A 17,053-nucleotide genomic window follows, 5' to 3' on the forward strand; every position below is an offset into this window, starting at 1 on the left:
AAAAAAAGTACCAAGTGTTAAAACGTGACAAACTGACATTTGCAGGATAAAAAAATGCCATTCCTCAAAGAATGGCATTTAGGTGTTTCAGACAAATAGGGTTTAATCAATTACAAAATATGGGTAGTATTGAGATGTTTTTTGACAACTTCCAAATTGGGCCTACCGAAGATTTATCGTAAAATTTGAAATGATGATGCCGAAAAATTTCAGGCTGTTTGAGCAAGCGAAATCATTAAGAATGAAAAATTTTCATTGCGAGTTGCTGAAATTTAGGTATCAAATAATAAATTTAGATATAGGTTTGTAAGCCTAGACTTTTTTGTTTCTTTTTTTGGTAATGAAAAAAAGATCGTATAAAAAATTACCGATTAATTTAATATTCTTTTTTAATGAAGTCCCGAAAATTATCAGGACGACCTATATTCTCTAAAAAATAAGTTTATATTTCAGTTTATTCTTTTATAGAACTTTCAGTCTTCTCGACTGTATTCTTATTTTTTACATACCTCTCTAGCCATTCATCCTGTTCCCAAAGCATGTGTAAAATAGATTCTTTTGCTGCATAACCATGACTTTCTCTTGGCAACATAACCAAACGCACGGGTGCGCCTAATCCTTTTAACGCATTAAAATAGCGCTCACTTTGTAGCGGATAGGTTCCTGAATTATTATCGGCTTCACCATGAATTAATAATAAAGGCGTTTTCATGGTATCTGCATGCATAAAAGGCGACATGTTATAATATATTTCTGGCGCCTCCCAATAATTGCGTTCTTCACTTTGAAAACCAAAAGGTGTTAACGTTCTATTATAGGCGCCACTTCTAGCAATTCCGGCTGCAAATAAATTGGAATGTGCTAATAAATTCGCCGTCATAAAGGCGCCATAACTGTGACCACCAACAGCAACGCGATCTCTATCAATATAACCCAAAGCGTCAACCGCATCAATAGCTGCTTTTCCGTTTCCAACTAATTGCTTGATAAAGGTATCGTTTGGTTGTTCATCACCTTCACCAATAATTGGGAAAGCAGCATCATCTAAAACCACATAACCTCTGGTTACCCAATAAATAGGGGAGCCGTAATATGGATAGGTAAATTCATTAGAACTGGATGTATTTTGACTTGCGCTACTTTTATCTTTAAACTCACGTGGATAGGCCCATAAAATCATTGGGTATTTTTTGCCTTTTTCGTAATCGGTAGGCAAGTACAAGGTGCCCGATAAATCTAACCCATCATCACGTTTGTAATTAATAACTTCTTTTTTAACATTTTGTATGCTTTTAAATGGGTTTTCAAATGTAGTTAATGGGGTTAGGCTCTTCCGTTTTTTAATATGTCGGATGTAGTAATTTGGAAATTCATTTTTCGATTCTATTCGCACTAAAAATGTACCGTCTTTTGCGCTAATTGCCGAACTAATACTTTCTACTTTGTCGGTTAAGGTGGATTGGTATAAACGTGTGGTTTTTTGGGTTTCCAAATTCATTTCGTCTATAAATGGGAATTTTCCAGCATCGCTATACCCATCACCAATTAAATAGGCTTTGTTAGAATCTACATCTAAAACATATTCATTAAAATCGTTTTTAGTGTACACAAAACTTCCTGGATTGCTATACACATCTTGGTAATTTCTGTCGAATAAAACCGTTGGCTCTTGGTTGGCGTTAGATGGATTAAACAGGTAGGTTCTGGTATTTCGGGTGTTCCACCAATAATCGTTTGCAATGGCAACGTTATCGGTTCCCCAAGTAATACCACTAAAACGATCTTTCGTTTTTAAAAGGGAAGAGACTTTCCCCGTAAATGGTGCATCTTGCTGAAACACTTCATCTCGGAAAGGCACCTTGTTTTCCGGATCACCTCCATCTAAAACTTCAGCCCAATACAGGGTTGCCGGTTTGTCATTTCGCCAGTTAAGGTCGCGCATTCCTGTGCGTTCCGCCATAAAACCTTGTGGTAAATCTTCAATTAATGGCACTTGGAGCATGGATTTTACTAAATCGCCATTAGCTTTGTAAACGCTCGTTTCGGACGGAAATCTATAATAAGGTACCAAGTAAGAAAATGGTTTGTCAATAGTGGTAATCATCACATAATTTCCATCTGGTGAAAACGATAATCCACGATACATGGCAGTCGATTTCCAAAGGCTTGTGTTGCCATCCAATGTCACTTTGTACAACTCTGATTGTGCTAATTGCTCAAAATTATGCTCGTCATTAGGGTTTTTAAGTAAATCCTGATAGGTTCTATTTTGGGCTTTTACACCAGCTTCACTAACAGAAATTGTTGGACCTGTTGGAACCGCTTCTTTGGTGTTAATTAACGCTTTTCTATTTTCGGGAAGCATTTTAACTAAAAGGGCTTCGCTGTTTTTCATCCAAACGGCTGGATTGCCCATATTGGCATTTAATTTGGCGTCTGTTAGTTTTTTAGCTGAAGCCTTTAAAATATCTAAAACCCAAAGTTCAGCACCAGATGTTACGGTATTAGTAAAGGTCATGTATTTTTGATTTGGCGACCAAGAGAAGTTAGCATATCTACCATTTTCAGGTAATCCTGCAACCGTTTTCGGATTTCCTTTTTGATTATTTCGAACTTCTATATTGGTGTAATAACGTGTTCGACTTCCAATATTGGTGACTGGATTAATCCGTAAACCACCCAAACGCATTTCGGTTTCCGAGAGTTCCTCAATCGTTTTATAAGCACTTCGGTATAGGAATACAATATTTTCGCCTTTACTATCCATGCGAATACTTGGCGCAAGTGGCGCTTCCGCTAATTCTAAAATGTTTTGATGGGGTTTTTGATAGGTGAGATTTTCTTGTGCATAACCTGAAATTACAAATAAAAACAGGCAGCATGTCAGCAATGATTTCATATTTAGAGGGTGTTTTAATGAAGCCTAAAGATATCAAAAACATTTTTGAAACCAAGGTGACTTGGCATAGGAACGCCTATTTATTATGCGTGCATAACGAATACGATTCGCTTTTGAAAACTCTTACAAAGTAAATAGTTAAATTGCGCACAGATTAATCATGCAATTTCCGACAGGTTTTAGTGAATCCGGAAATGAATAACAAACAACTTTCAATGTATAATTCTAAAATAATCGGTTTAGGTCATTATGTGCCTGATAATGTGGTTACAAATGACGATTTGTCTAAATTGATGGATACTAATGATGCTTGGATTCAAGAACGAACCGGTATTAAAGAACGTCGTTGGGCTGTAAAAGGATCTGATGATACTACAGCCACCATGGGTGTAAAAGCCGCAAAAGTAGCTATTGAACGTGCGGGAATTGATAAAGATGATATTGATTTTATTGTATTTGCTACTTTAAGTCCAGATATGTATTTTCCAGGACCTGGTGTGCAAGTACAGCATGCTTTGGGTATTAAAACTGTTGGTGCTTTAGATATAAGGAACCAATGTTCAGGTTTTGTTTATGCGATTTCTGTAGCAGATAATTTTATTAAAACGGGCATGTATAAAAACATTCTTGTTATTGGTAGTGAGTTGCATTCACATGGATTAGATTTAACAACGCGTGGTCGTGGTGTTTCCGTTATTTTTGGTGATGGAGCAGGTGCTGCTATTTTAACCCGTGAAGAGGATCCAAATAAAGGAATTTTATCCACCCATTTACATTCAGAAGGTGAACATGCTGAAGAATTAGTTCTAGTGGCACCTGGGATGGGGAAACGTTGGGTGAATGATATTTTAGAGGATAACGATCCTAATGATGAAAGTTATTATCCACATATGAATGGTCAATTTGTTTTCAAAAATGCCGTTGTGCGTTTTAGCGAAGTGATTATGGAAGGTTTAGAAAAAAATAAGCTTCCTGTAGATGCCATAGATATGTTAATTCCACATCAGGCGAATTTACGAATCTCTCAATTCATTCAAAAGAAGTTTAAATTAAATGACGATCAAGTCTTTAATAATATCCAGAAGTACGGAAATACCACAGCGGCTTCTATTCCAATTGCATTAACAGAAGCATGGGAAGAAGGTAAGATTAAAGAAGGCGATACCGTTGTTTTAGCCGCTTTTGGTAGCGGTTTTACTTGGGGAAGTGTCATTATCAAATGGTAAATTCCTGCGAGCTCAGGAACCTCTAAATAGACAAGGGGTTCTGCGTAGCTATTCTCGAAAACAATTGAACTATTAACGCATAAAAAAACCCGAAACATTACTGCTTCGGGTTTTCTCCTATTAACCAATTTAACTAACACTAAACTATAAATTAAATAGTTTGAATGATTACTTAAAACTTATCACTTACCTATATAGACGTAAAAAGTTTGTTTTTATTTCATAGCTTTTTACTTTTAACGTTCATTTAACACAAAAAGCAAAAACCCAAGGCTTTTACACCTTGGGTTTTCTGTATTTAATAGTCAAACACTAACACTAACCATCAACTATTAAGTAGACTATTAAATATTTATTTTAAATACCTAAATTGGTATATATCAATATAGACGAGTACATTTGAAAAACGTTACGCTTATTTTCGAGTTTAACGCTAAATTAACAGCTATGAGTAAAAAAACATTAGTAGTAGGTGCATCCTTAAAACCAAATCGGTATTCCAATATTGCCATTAATCGTTTAGTAAACAATCAGCATGAGGTGGTGGCTTTCGGATTACGTGGAGGCACGGTTGCGGGTGTTGAAATAGATACCGAATTAAAGTCGTATTCAGACATTGATACCGTTACCCTTTATTTAAATCCGCAACGTCAAGTGGAATACTACGATTATATTATTTCCTTAAATCCGAAGCGTGTTATTTTCAATCCTGGAACTGAAAACCCGGAATTTTATAAACGTTTGGACACGGCAAATATTGAAAGTGAAGTAGCGTGCACACTCGTTTTACTTTCTACGAATCAATATTAAACCCAAGTAGGTGAGGAGTCCGTTTACAATTAAAATTTCAAAACCAATTTTATAACCGTTAAACAATTCCGCTGAATACATATTTATAAAATAAGATAGGATTGGTGCTATTACAGCAATAATCCACACGTACTTGTCTTTTAATTCGGCTTTGGTTAAAATTCCAAATGCAAATAACCCTAATAATGGACCATAGGTATAACCGGCTGCTTTAAACAATTCCCAAATGACGGATACATCTTTAAAAAGCGAGTCAAAAAGAATAATGACAGCCACTAAAACAATGCTCACCATAATATGAACGCGTTTTCTTATGCCTTTTTGTTGATCTTCAGGTTTTTTATCGAGTTCAATAATGTCAATACAAAATGAGGTGGTTAAAGAGGTTAATGCCGAATCTGCACTAGAATAGGCTGCTGCAATTAATCCAAGAATAAAAAATGCCGATGTGAGCACGCCTATTTCAGGCATCATGGCAATAGTTGGAAATAAATCATCCTTGGTTGCCGTAATCCCATTTTGTTGCGCATATTGGGTTAGCATTAACCCTAAAGCTAAAAATAATATATTCACGAAAATGAGTACAATACTGAAAACAACCATGTTTTTCTGGGCATCTTTTAAATTTCGACAGGTTAAGTTTTTCTGCATCATATCCTGATCCAATCCTGTCATGGTAATCGTTATGAACATACCAGCTAAAAAGCTTTTTATGAAGAATTGTGCGTCGTTAGAATCGTCTAAAAAGAAAACTTTACTCATGGCACTATCTTTCACATTCGTATAGATTTCAGACATACCATTTAAATCTAAAGCCGTGGCTAAAAATGAAATGGTAACGACTACCGAAATTAACATAAACAGTGTCTGCAAGGTATCGGTAAAAATAATGGTTTTAATTCCACCTTTAAAGGTGTATAACCAAATAAGCGCAATAGTAATAATTACGGTTACAGGAAACGGCATACCTAAATTATCAAACACCAAAAGCTGTAATACTTTGGCAACTAAAAAGAGCCTGAAGGCCGCGCCAACCGTACGGGAAATTAAAAAAGCTACCGAACCTGTTTTATAACTCGTGTTTCCAAACCGATCCCGTAAATAGGTGTAAATGGAGGTTAGATTCATCCGGTAATACAAAGGTAAAAGCACATAAGCAATTACGAGGTAGCCAAAAAAGTAACCAAATACCACTTGCAAATACCCAAACTGTTTGGTTTCCACCGCACCTGGAACCGAAATAAAAGTGACACCAGACAAGGATGCACCAATCATTCCAAAAGCTACTAAATACCAAGGCGCCGATTTATTCGCTTTAAAAAAGGCATCGTTGGAATCTTCCTGCCCCGTAAAATAGGAGATCAGAATCAAAACAATAAAATATGCGGCAATTAGAAAAATAATTTGCGTTGGGCTCATATAGCTATAAAATGTAGCGCCAAAATACAAATTACCATTGTATATGCAATTCTTAAATGGAAAATCGTAAATTCGCGGCTATGGAATTTTCATCGAAACTTTTAGAGAAAGCGGTTAACGAAATGTCCCAATTACCAGGAATTGGTAAACGTACGGCATTGCGTTTGGTTTTGCATTTGTTAAATCAGCCTGAAAATCAAACGGTTCAGTTAGCAGGTGCTTTAAAAACCATGCGTTCGGATATTAAGTTTTGTAAAAGTTGTTATAACATTAGTGATGTAGAATTATGTGAAATTTGCGCAAACCCCAACCGGATTAGTGATGTAATTTGCGTAGTGGAAGATATTCGCGACGTTATGGCTATTGAAAACACCAGTTCTTTTAAAGGGTTGTATCATGTTTTGGGTGGTAAAATTTCGCCTATGGATGGTATTGGTCCGCAGGATTTAAATATTCAAACTTTAGTAGAAAAAGTAAAATTAGGTGATGTAAAAGAGTTAATTTTCGCATTGGGTTCCACCATGGAAGGCGATACGACCAACTTTTATATTTACCGACAAATTCAAGATTATAATGTGGTAACATCCACCATTGCTAGAGGTATTTCAGTAGGAAACGAATTGGAATATACTGATGAAATCACCCTTGGACGAAGTATTGTAAACCGCATTCCTTTTGAAGCATCCCTAAAATCGTAAGTATTTGAAACTATCCATAATTATATTAAATTATAACGTTCGCTATTTTTTGGAGCTTTGTTTAAAAAGTGTTGAAAAAGCCATTGAAGGACTTGATGCCGAAATTATTGTTGTGGATAATCAATCGCCAGACACCAGTTGCGAGATGGTAAAAGCCCTGTTTCCAAATGTAAAATTAATTGAAAATCCGTCGAATGATGGTTTTTCAAAAGGTAATAATTTAGGCGTAAAACAAGCCAAAGGAGAATATTTGTGTATTCTAAATCCGGATACCATTGTTGCCGAGGATACTTTTAAAATACTGTTAGAATTTGCCGATAAACAAACTAATTTAGGAATTGTTGGCTGCCGACTTATGGATGGCACGGGAAGTTTTCTGCCAGAAAGCAAGCGTAATGTTCCAAAACCAGCTGTAGCTCTTAAAAAATTATTAGGCAACCCAAATTCATATTATGCCAACCAATTGGATGAGTATGGAACTGGTGAAGTTCCTATTTTTGTTGGTGCCTTTATGTTGCTTAAAAAAAACGTGTATTTAAAAGTTGGAGGTTTTGATGAAGACTATTTTATGTATGGTGAAGATATTGATTTGTCTTACAAAGTTTTAAAAGCAGGATATAACAATTTTTACAATGGTAGCACAACGATTATTCATTATAAAGGTGAAAGTACGTTGAAAGATGCCAATTACGCCAAACGTTTTTATGGCGCTATGCAGATTTTCTATAAGAAACACTTTAAGAGCAATGTGTTATTTGATAGTATGGTTTGGTTTGGTATTCGCGCCGCATATTTCATGCGTTCAGAGCCGGAAGTGGTTAAAAGTAAGCGCCAATCTTATGTTTTTTTAACAAAAGAAGCGACACATCTTCTAGAAACGACTTTAGAAAAACCCGTGGCTTTAGTCCAAGAAGTAACTTATGTAGATCCATTTACGGAGGTTATTTTTGACGCCAATACCTTCACATACAAATCAATTTTTCAGCATATTACCGATTTAAAGGCATATGAAGGTATTTCATTTAAAATTCTACCAAACAATTCCGATTTTATAATTGGTAGTAATAGTTCTAAAAATCGCGGAGAAATTCAACTATTAAAAAAGAATTAAATAATAAAACGGCAATGAATTTGATGATTTTTCATTAATTTTGCAGTCGAAATTAAAAAACATACGGTTTAGTTACAGATATGGCAAAATTTGAATTAAAACTCCCGAAAATGGGAGAGAGTGTAGCAGAAGCAACCATTACATCTTGGTTAAAAGAAGTAGGTGATGCTATTGAAGCAGACGAAGCAGTTCTTGAAATTGCAACGGATAAAGTGGATAGTGAAGTCCCTAGTGAGGTTGATGGTGTTTTAGTTGAGGTCTTGTTTAACGTGGACGATGTGGTTCAAGTTGGTCAAACCATTGCTATCATAGAAACAGAAGGTGGTTCTGACGAAGTTGAATCGGCTCCAAAATCAGAATCTGTTAAAGAATCAGCACCAGTAGCAGAAGTTTCTAAAACAGTAACAGCAGCTCAAGAAACTGCAGCTCCTGTTGTATCGTCAGATGATCGTTTTTACTCACCATTGGTGAAAAACATGGCGAAAGAAGAAGGCGTTTCACAATCGGAATTAGACGCTATTTCTGGTACAGGTAAAGATGGTCGTGTTACAAAAAACGATATGCTTGGGTATTTAGAAAACCGTTCGGCAGCTCCAAAAGCTCAGCCAGCGCAACAAGCAGCTCCAAAACAAGCAGAAAAACCAAAAGCAACCCCAGTAATTGCTTCAGGTGATGATGAAATAATTGAGATGTCCCGAATGGGCAAATTGATTGCACATCACATGGTAGAATCGGTGCAAACATCTGCTCATGTTCAGAGTTTTATTGAAGCTGATGTTACCAAAATATGGAATTGGCGTAAAAAAGTAAAAGATGGTTTCATGAAGCGTGAAGGTGAAAACTTAACGTTTACACCAATTTTCATGGAAGCCATTGCAAAAGCGTTACGTGATTTCCCAATGATGAATATTTCCCTTCAAGGAGACACTATTATTAAAAAGAAGCATATTAATTTAGGTATGGCAGCGGCTTTGGGCGATGGTAACTTAATAGTACCCGTAATTAAAGATGCAGACCAGTTGAATTTAGTTGGAATGACCAAAAAGGTAAATGATTTAGCTAACAGAGCTAGATTAAACCAACTGAAACCAGACGATATCCAAGGTGGAACATACACCGTTACGAATGTTGGAACCTTTGGTAGTATTATGGGAACACCAATTATCAATCAGCCACAAGTAGGAATTTTAGCATTAGGCGCTATCAGAAAAGTACCAGCAGTTGTGGAAACACCTGAAGGCGATTTTATTGGTATCCGTTACAAAATGTTCTTATCGCATTCTTATGATCATCGTGTTGTAAATGGTGCTTTAGGAGGTCAGTTTGTAAAAGCCGTTAAAGATTATTTAGAGGCTTGGGATTCTAATCGCGAGATATAATTAAATCCCTTTGAAAAAAGGGATCTTAAAATATAATGAGCAAAAAGCACAATCGGAGGATTGTGCTTTTTTTTGATTAGTTAATTCTACAATATTTTAATTCAAACTCCAAACCAAAGCCTTCTCCTTCGTTGCTCTAAAAATAGTGTTGTGTTTTTCATTCGGTTCATCAGAATAGGTCCACGTTAAATTTTCAGGTGCTGCTTCTTTAAAAATCGTTTCAAGACTTCTAGTATGTTTGGAAATATCTTCTGCTCCAGAACCGGCAAACCATAGTTTTTTATCTTCCTTAGGAAACTGACTTAAATGATTTTTGGCTTCTTTGATTAAATTGAAATCGTTCCACCAAAGTGATGGATCCATCGCAATGAAAATATCAAAAGCTTGTGGTTGTAACATAAACGTTTCCATAACAAAAAGTCCTGCTAACGATTCGCCAATAATTCCTTTTTTATTGGTTGTTCTATATTTAGTATTAATATCTGGAACTAATTCTTCGGTTATAAACGCGCGAAAATTTTTGGCGCCATCTGTTAATGGGCAATATTCGGCATCGGCTTCTACTTCAGAAAAACCTGTTAAATCGCGTCCTCTTTCCGTGTTTTCAATCCCAATCAAAATAAAAGGTGGAATCTGCTTTTCGGCAATAAGTTTGGCGAGGGTATTTGCCATGTGCGGGAAATCTTCTTTTATACCGCCATCAGGCATATAAAGTACCGGAAATGATTGTTCTGAAGTTTCGTAAGTTGATGGTGTCCAAACATTAATTACGCGTGTTTCATTAACGGCAGTGGATTCTAAAGTAAAATTATCATGCGTAGGAATCGGGTCATTAGGTTGCGGACTGTTATTGCAACTCACGCAGAAAATAAGCAAACTAATTGCCGAAAATAATTTAGTCATTTTTCAATTTTATTTGAATTAGAATTTTAAAGATAAATATTTTATCTAATTCAGATGGAAATTATGGGGTTTCTCTTACATCTTTTAAAATATCGGATTGCAATTCAACAGAATCAGAACTTGATGCTTTATGTAAAACTGAAATATCACCTGTAGTTTCTAATACGACCGCGAGAACTTGGTCGAAATTTGTCACATTTGCTTCGCGCAATTTAGCTATGAGCTGCGATTTATGAATTCGCGCATGTTTTAAGTTGGATTCCAAAATGCTGTTTCCTTTCATTAATAATAATGGCTTGTTGGAGATTAAGGAGTTTAGAGCAGGAAAACGCCGTTGTAAGAATGAAAATATAAAAGTCAGCACCAATAAACTAGCAATAGCCGTGGAGCCATGAGCAACTGTTGTGCTGGATGTCAACGTTGCCGATATAATACTACCAATGGCAATGGTAAAGGCAAAGTCGTAAGCGGTGAATTTAGCAAAAGATCGTAAACCAATAAGTCGCGTAAGCAATATAACAACTATAAACAATAAAACACTTGCTAAAAAGGTGATTAAAATAGGGTCGTTTATTTTGTAAATCCAGTCCATAATATGTTATTTATTTTAGAACCAAAATTTACAGGTTTCCTTATTGGTAAACTAATCATAATAAAAAATATATGTGCTGTATTACGAAACACAATTTCTTTTAACTCACAGTCCTTTTTTCTTTTGTTTTAATAGTCATTTTTCGCTTCCAATAAATAATATAAATAGTGCCTATTACTGTAGGTGATAACCATGCAATGAGATTATTTACACCAATTCCAGCAATAAAAAATGCGGTTATAGATGCTATTAAAGCGCCGTTCATTTTGCCAAGATGTGCAATAAGCCAAGCATTTTTGGGTTTGCTTTTATTGTTATAAAAGAGAAAATCTTTGATAGTTAGTAGCATGCCAAATCCACCAAAAAACAAAAATAAAATACTCATAGCATTACTATTAGTGCTTAAATAGATTCCAAAAGCAATCATGAATACAGAGAATAGGAACATGGTGCCCGAAATGGTTATGTCAAACCAATTGGCTTGTGTATTGTTTTTGAATTTTAGTGCGCTGTTCCCAGCTAATACTAAATAAATGGTAAAGACACTTATTACAAATAGAAATACGTTTTCATGATTTGGCATCCATGAAATGGGAATAGAAATTAGCGAACTTGCTAGCATGCCAATGGAAAACAATTTCCCCATTTGTTTGTGATGTGGACTTCCTTTTTTAACTATAATACTACCCATTCCCGTTATAAGTCCCACGCCTCCAAAAAAGGCATGAATATAAATGGCTATTTTAATGATATCTTCCATGTGGTTGGTTTGTTGATTTGCAAGTCAAAAATCATCTAAATAAAATGGTTCTCGAATTTTAAGGATCTCAACTGTTTCTTTTTATGGACGAGTTGTAATAAATGGTTATGTTAGCCTTTTTTAAAATTACTAAAATGTTTAACTAAGGTTTATCAATTCCAAAAGGGCTTTTTTATTTATTCTATTTACCTTTGTGCAAAATTTATAATATGAAACTTAATCTTACCAAACCCATTTGTTTTTTCGATTTAGAAACAACCGGAATCAGTATCACTTCTGATAGGATTGTAGAAATAGCCATCTTAAAAGTTCACCCAAATGGAAAAGAAGAATCTACACGTTGGTTGGTAAATCCGGAAATGCCTATTCCGGCAGAAGTTACTGCTATTCACGGTATTTCAGATGCTGATGTTGCCAATGCCCCAACCTTCAAAGAATTGGCCAAGGAGGTGAATCAGATGATTAAAGATTCAGATTTAGGTGGTTTTAATTCTAACCGATTTGATATTCCACTTTTAGCCGAAGAAATGTTACGCGCTGATGTGGATTTTGACATGAAAAATCGCGTATCTGTGGATGTGCAAACCATATTTCATAAAATGGAGCAACGTACATTAAGTGCGGCTTACAAATTCTACTGTAATGAAACTTTAGAAGGAGCGCATAGTGCTGAAGCAGATACCAATGCCACATACGAAGTTCTTAAAGCGCAAATAGCAAAGTATGACACGCTAGAAAACGATACACAGTTTTTAGCAGAATTTAGCTCGCGCAAAAAGTTTGCAGATTTTGCTGGTTTTATTGCATATAATAAGCAAGGTGAAGAGTGTTTTTCTTTTGGAAAACATAAAGGCAAATTAGTAACTGAAATTTTAGAAAAGGAACCAGGCTATTTCGGTTGGTTGCTAAATGCTGATTTTCCATTATATACTAAAAAAGTATTGACAGCTATTAAATTAAGAGCCTTTAATAATAAATTGGATTAGTCATTTAGCTTAAACGATTTAAAGCTTAACAACATACAACATCAATGAAACTCATTTGTATTGGTCGGAATTACACCGAGCATATTAAAGAATTGGAAAACGAAAGACCCACAGACCCTGTGGTGTTTTTAAAACCCGATACCGCTATTTTATTAAAAAAACAACCTTTTTTTATTCCTGATTTCGCTAATGATGTGCATCATGAGGTGGAAATTTTGGTGAAAATTAATAAAGTAGGAAAGCATATAAGTGAAAAATTTGCCCATAAATATTACAACGAAATAGGTTTAGGAATCGATTTTACAGTACGCGATTTGCAAGCTCAACTTAAAGAAAAAGGCTTGCCTTGGGAAAAAGCCAAAGCTTTTGATGGTGCAGCAGTAATTGGAAATTGGTTGCCAAAAACAGAGTTTAACGATATTAATAACTTAAACTTCAGTTTAAAAAAGAATGACCAATTGGTTCAAAACGGAAATACTAGTCACATGCTCTGGAAAATTGATGCGTTAATAGAATATGTCTCAAAATATTTCACTTTAAAGATTGGAGATATTATATTTACAGGAACGCCAGCGGGCGTTGGAAGAGTAGAGCCCAATGATCAATTACAAGGATACATAGAAAATCAACGGATGTTTTCAATAACAGTAAAATAAATGGAACAACATTATAAATTATTTCGAGTGCGCGAATTAGCTGATGGGGATGAGGACTTTGTAGCAACGCTAGCTGCTGCATTTTTAGAAGAGGTGCCAGAAGATTTAGAGAACCTAAAAGCAGCTGTTGCCAATAACGATTTCTATTCGGCATATCAAGCAGCCCACAAAATGAAACCTACAGTAGATTTATTTGAATTAGGTATTTTAGAAGACCTAATTGAGGTTCAGGATTGGGGTAAATTTGAAAAAGCAGATACAGATGTTTCGGTTAAATTGGCTATTGTAGTTGGAGCTGTAGAAAATACGGTTGCCGAAATGAAAGCAGATTTTAATCTATAATGCAAGCAGAAATAATTACCATTGGTGATGAGATTCTCATTGGCCAAATTGTTGATACGAATTCTGCCTTTATTAGTAAGGCACTCAATAAAATAGGTGTTTCTGTATATCAAATCACATCTGTTCAAGACGATTTAGCGCATATTACCAAATCTTTAAAAGAAGCAGAAGAAAATGCCGATATCATTATTATTACTGGCGGATTAGGGCCAACAAAAGATGATATTACCAAGCGTACTATTTGTGAATATTTTCAAGATACGTTGGTTCCAAGCGAAGCCGTTTTAGATAATATTAAACACATTTGGAAAACCTATATTAAAAAGCCTTTAGCTCAAGTTAATATAGATCAAGCTTTAGTGCCATCCAAAGCCAAAGTGTTGATGAACAAGTATGGTAGTGCTCCAGGTATGTGGATGGAACGTAACGGCAAAGTGTTTATTTCGCTTCCAGGTGTGCCTTATGAAATGAAAGCACTCATGGAAGATGAAGTTATTCCAAAGCTGCGAAAAACTTATAAATTTCCTTATATCAAGCATGTTACCTTGCTAACCTATGGTTTAGGTGAAAGTAATTTGGCCGAACGCATTGAAGCTTGGGAAGATAATCTACCTAGTTTTATAAAATTGGCCTATTTACCAGGATTAGGTCGTGTTCGTTTACGTTTGTCAGCAAAGGCATTCGATAAGCATTTGGTAGAAACCGAAATGGAAGCTCAAATAAAAGCGTTGCTTCCACAGATAGACGATATTTTTGTAGGTTTTGAAACCGATGATTCTATTGAAGCCATCATCGGGAAGCAATTAACCGCATTAAATAAAACCGTTAGTACAGCCGAAAGTTGTACAGGTGGTAAAATAGCACAGCTGTTCACCAAAAACGCAGGTGCTTCCAGGTATTTTAAAGGCAGCGTAGTGAGTTATGCTACCGAAGCTAAAATGGATGTATTGCAAGTGCCAGAAGCCTTAATTAATGCGTATTCTGTGGTGAGTGCTCCAGTTGTTGAAGCCATGGCAAAACACGCTCGGGAATTATTTAAAACCGATTATGCTATTGCTACAACCGGAAATGCAGGACCGGACAAGGGTGATTCAGATGCCGAAGTAGGAACAGTTTTTATAGCTATTGCGACAAAGGACGAGGTGTATTCAGAGAAATTTGAGTTAGGAAACCACCGAACTAAAGTCATCATGAAAGCTGTAAATAAGGCATTTGAAATGTTACAGAAAGAAATTTTAAAAAAGTAACGATTTTAGTTTGTTGATAATATAAAGATTTACTAAATTTGCAGCCTGTTTTGAAACGTCTGTTTTGAAATAGTCGAAATAACACTTTTAAAGATAGAACAATGTCAAGAGTTTGTGAACTTACAGGAAAGAAGGCGATGGTTGGAAACAACGTGTCTCACGCAATGAACAAAACAAAGCGTAGATTTGATGCAAATCTAATTAAAAAACGTTTTTACCTTCCAGAAGAAGATAAGTGGGTAACCTTAAAAGTTGCTACATCAACATTAAAGACTATTAACAAAATCGGAATTACTGCTGCTTTAAAAGAAGCAAAGGCAAAAGGATTTATTAAGTAATAGGCTTATTATAAAAAAAGAGTACAATGGCAAAAAAAGGTAACAGAATACAGGTAATATTAGAGTGCACAGAGCACAAGGAGTCTGGACAAGCAGGAACTTCTAGGTATATTACAACGAAGAACAAAAAGAATACACCAGACAGAATGGAGATTAAGAAATTTAATCCAATTCTTAAGCGTATGACAGTTCATAAAGAGATTAAGTAATTAGAAATTTTTTAAACAAAATTTCAAATAATTCAAATTAGAAATTTTACGGAAGTAATATTTCAAGTAGTACAAATTATGCATTTTTCACGGAAGTAAAAAATGTTTTAAAAGCATTTAAACATGGCAAAGAAATCAGTAGCATCATTACAAACAGGATCTAAAAGATTAACAAAAGCTATCAAAATGGTAAAATCTCCTAAAACGGGATCTTACATGTTTGTAGAATCTGTTATGGCTCCAGAATTTGTAAATGATTGGTTAGGGAAACAATAAGTTTACTAACGCTTTAAAATATTCAAGCTGCTTTCGTATATCGAAAGCAGCTTTTTGTTTTATCTTTATAAGCGAATGACAAAAGTGCAGTCTATTAATTTTGGGCAAGACTTTTGGTAATCAATTTATATAGAAATTTACAACCATGAGTTTTTTTAAAAAAATATTTTCTTCAGAAAAAAAAGAAACCCTAGACAAAGGTTTAGAAAAATCTAAATCCTCGTTTTTAGGAAAGTTGAGTAAAGCCGTAGCTGGAAAATCGAAAGTGGACGATGAAGTTCTCGATAATCTAGAAGAAATCCTCGTCAGTAGTGATGTTGGTGTTAATACGACTTTGAAAGTTATAGAGCGTATTGAAGCGCGTGTTGCTAAAGATAAATATTTAGGAACCGCGGAATTAAATACCATTCTTCGCGAAGAAATTGCTGGACTTTTAAGTGAAACGAATTCAGGTGATGATATTGAATTTACCATTCCAGCAAACAAAAAACCGTATGTTTTAATGGTTGTTGGTGTAAATGGTGTTGGAAAAACAACGACTATTGGAAAACTAGCTTATCAATTTAAAAAGCAAGGTCATAATGTTGTTTTAGGTGCTGCAGATACGTTTAGAGCTGCTGCCATAGAGCAACTGCAGGTTTGGGCAGATCGTGTAGATGTGCCAATGGTAAGGCAAGACATGGGTTCGGATCCCGCTTCTGTGGCCTTTGATGCATTAGAATCTGGTGTAAAACAAAATGCTGATGTCATTATAATTGATACAGCCGGTCGTTTACATAATAAAGTCAATTTAATGAACGAGTTGACTAAAGTTAAACGCGTCATGCAAAAGGTTGTTGGCGATGCACCGCATGATGTGTTGTTGGTTTTAGATGGCTCAACGGGTCAAAATGCGTTTGAGCAAGCCAAACAATTTACAGCCGCTACCGAAGTCACATCATTAGCCGTTACCAAACTAGATGGAACCGCCAAAGGTGGTGTGGTTATTGGTATCTCCGATCAATTTAAAATTCCCGTTAAGTATATTGGTGTGGGTGAAGGTATTGAAGATTTGCAAGTATTTAATAAATATGAGTTTGTAGATTCGTTTTTTAAATAAATGGATTATAACTAAAGTAATAAAGACTTCAATTTAATTGAGGTCTTTTTGTTTATAAACATGTTGTATCTTTGCAGCCTGTAAAAAATAGGTATTAATTAAA

The 17,053-nt window shown here is 35.3% G+C and carries 18 protein-coding genes; 13 read left to right on the forward strand and 5 right to left on the reverse strand.

Features of this window, described 5'->3' with window-relative positions; genetic code table 11:
* Nucleotides 1-454: 454 nt before the first annotated feature.
* Nucleotides 455-2,899, reverse strand: a complete 2,445-nt coding sequence (locus ACN0QX_RS09300) for a prolyl oligopeptidase family serine peptidase (RefSeq protein ID WP_417196567.1) — start codon at nucleotides 2,897-2,899, stop codon at nucleotides 455-457.
* 215 nt (nucleotides 2,900-3,114) lie between these two features.
* On the opposite strand from ACN0QX_RS09300, the gene ACN0QX_RS09305 reads away from it, so the two are divergent.
* Nucleotides 3,115-4,125, forward strand: a complete 1,011-nt coding sequence (locus ACN0QX_RS09305) for a 3-oxoacyl-ACP synthase III family protein (RefSeq protein WP_248395181.1) — start codon at nucleotides 3,115-3,117, stop codon at nucleotides 4,123-4,125.
* A 447-nt stretch (nucleotides 4,126-4,572) separates the two neighbouring features.
* The gene (locus ACN0QX_RS09310; protein WP_248395180.1) at nucleotides 4,573-4,935 is read left to right on the forward strand and encodes a CoA-binding protein; all 363 of its coding nucleotides are present in this window, start codon (nucleotides 4,573-4,575) and stop codon (nucleotides 4,933-4,935) included.
* On the opposite strand, the gene ACN0QX_RS09315 is transcribed toward ACN0QX_RS09310, so the two are convergent.
* Nucleotides 4,912-6,354, reverse strand: a complete 1,443-nt coding sequence (locus tag ACN0QX_RS09315) for a sodium:solute symporter (RefSeq protein WP_248395179.1) — start codon at nucleotides 6,352-6,354, stop codon at nucleotides 4,912-4,914. The genes ACN0QX_RS09310 and ACN0QX_RS09315 overlap by 24 nt on opposite strands.
* 80 nt (nucleotides 6,355-6,434) lie before the next feature.
* Here ACN0QX_RS09315 and recR point away from each other — a divergent pair, with 80 nt between their 5' ends.
* The 3 genes from recR to ACN0QX_RS09330 all read left to right on the forward strand — a co-directional run bounded on the left by recR (nucleotide 6,435) and on the right by ACN0QX_RS09330 (nucleotide 9,542).
* The gene (gene recR / locus ACN0QX_RS09320; protein WP_248395178.1) at nucleotides 6,435-7,052 is read left to right on the forward strand and encodes a recombination mediator RecR; all 618 of its coding nucleotides are present in this window, start codon (nucleotides 6,435-6,437) and stop codon (nucleotides 7,050-7,052) included.
* A 4-nt stretch (nucleotides 7,053-7,056) separates the two neighbouring features.
* Nucleotides 7,057-8,163: a glycosyltransferase family 2 protein gene (locus tag ACN0QX_RS09325; protein ID WP_417196571.1), complete on the forward strand. Its 1,107-nt coding sequence runs from the start codon at nucleotides 7,057-7,059 to the stop codon at nucleotides 8,161-8,163.
* 80 nt (nucleotides 8,164-8,243) lie between these two features.
* Nucleotides 8,244-9,542, forward strand: a complete 1,299-nt coding sequence (locus tag ACN0QX_RS09330; protein WP_417196573.1) for a dihydrolipoamide acetyltransferase family protein — start codon at nucleotides 8,244-8,246, stop codon at nucleotides 9,540-9,542.
* Between the two features lie 96 nt (nucleotides 9,543-9,638).
* Here the strand turns inward: ACN0QX_RS09330 and ACN0QX_RS09335 are convergent, their stop codons facing one another.
* The 3 genes from ACN0QX_RS09335 to ACN0QX_RS09345 form a co-directional block, all read right to left on the reverse strand.
* Nucleotides 9,639-10,445, reverse strand: coding sequence for an alpha/beta hydrolase (locus tag ACN0QX_RS09335; protein ID WP_417196575.1), 807 nt, complete (start codon nucleotides 10,443-10,445; stop codon nucleotides 9,639-9,641).
* Nucleotides 10,446-10,506: 61 nt separating this feature from the next.
* Nucleotides 10,507-11,037 carry a DUF421 domain-containing protein gene (locus ACN0QX_RS09340; RefSeq protein WP_417196577.1) on the reverse strand — a complete coding sequence of 177 codons (531 nt, stop codon included), beginning with the start codon at nucleotides 11,035-11,037 and terminating at the stop codon, nucleotides 10,507-10,509.
* 100 nt (nucleotides 11,038-11,137) lie between these two features.
* Nucleotides 11,138-11,797: a hypothetical protein gene (locus ACN0QX_RS09345; RefSeq protein ID WP_417196578.1), complete on the reverse strand. Its 660-nt coding sequence runs from the start codon at nucleotides 11,795-11,797 to the stop codon at nucleotides 11,138-11,140.
* Between the two features lie 209 nt (nucleotides 11,798-12,006).
* Between ACN0QX_RS09345 and ACN0QX_RS09350 the strand changes: the two genes are divergently transcribed.
* From ACN0QX_RS09350 to ftsY, 8 genes are all read left to right on the forward strand, one after another.
* Complete coding sequence (locus tag ACN0QX_RS09350) at nucleotides 12,007-12,783, forward strand: 3'-5' exonuclease (RefSeq protein ID WP_248395172.1); 777 nt, start codon at nucleotides 12,007-12,009, stop codon at nucleotides 12,781-12,783.
* Nucleotides 12,784-12,827: 44 nt separating this feature from the next.
* Nucleotides 12,828-13,439: a fumarylacetoacetate hydrolase family protein gene (locus ACN0QX_RS09355; protein WP_417196581.1), complete on the forward strand. Its 612-nt coding sequence runs from the start codon at nucleotides 12,828-12,830 to the stop codon at nucleotides 13,437-13,439.
* Nucleotides 13,440-13,781, forward strand: a complete 342-nt coding sequence (locus ACN0QX_RS09360; RefSeq protein WP_248395170.1) for an Hpt domain-containing protein — start codon at nucleotides 13,440-13,442, stop codon at nucleotides 13,779-13,781. It abuts the gene before it with no gap.
* The gene (locus tag ACN0QX_RS09365; RefSeq protein ID WP_417196583.1) at nucleotides 13,781-15,028 is read left to right on the forward strand and encodes a competence/damage-inducible protein A; all 1,248 of its coding nucleotides are present in this window, start codon (nucleotides 13,781-13,783) and stop codon (nucleotides 15,026-15,028) included. Before ACN0QX_RS09360 ends, ACN0QX_RS09365 begins: the two co-directional genes overlap by 1 nt.
* Before the next feature lie 101 nt (nucleotides 15,029-15,129).
* Nucleotides 15,130-15,366, forward strand: coding sequence for a 50S ribosomal protein L28 (gene rpmB, locus ACN0QX_RS09370; RefSeq protein WP_066250092.1), 237 nt, complete (start codon nucleotides 15,130-15,132; stop codon nucleotides 15,364-15,366).
* A 26-nt stretch (nucleotides 15,367-15,392) separates the two neighbouring features.
* On the forward strand, nucleotides 15,393-15,575 hold the full coding sequence (gene rpmG, locus ACN0QX_RS09375; RefSeq protein ID WP_129016606.1) for a 50S ribosomal protein L33: 183 nt from the start codon (nucleotides 15,393-15,395) through the stop codon (nucleotides 15,573-15,575).
* A 123-nt stretch (nucleotides 15,576-15,698) separates the two neighbouring features.
* Nucleotides 15,699-15,851, forward strand: coding sequence for a DUF4295 domain-containing protein (locus ACN0QX_RS09380; protein ID WP_248395168.1), 153 nt, complete (start codon nucleotides 15,699-15,701; stop codon nucleotides 15,849-15,851).
* A gap of 145 nt (nucleotides 15,852-15,996) precedes the next feature.
* Nucleotides 15,997-16,950: a signal recognition particle-docking protein FtsY gene (ftsY, locus tag ACN0QX_RS09385; RefSeq protein WP_248395167.1), complete on the forward strand. Its 954-nt coding sequence runs from the start codon at nucleotides 15,997-15,999 to the stop codon at nucleotides 16,948-16,950.
* The last annotated feature ends 103 nt before the right edge of the window (nucleotides 16,951-17,053 follow it).

This window comes from Bizionia sp. (assembly GCF_048259285.1).
GTDB lineage: Bacteria > Bacteroidota > Bacteroidia > Flavobacteriales > Flavobacteriaceae > Algorimicrobium > Algorimicrobium hallyeonense.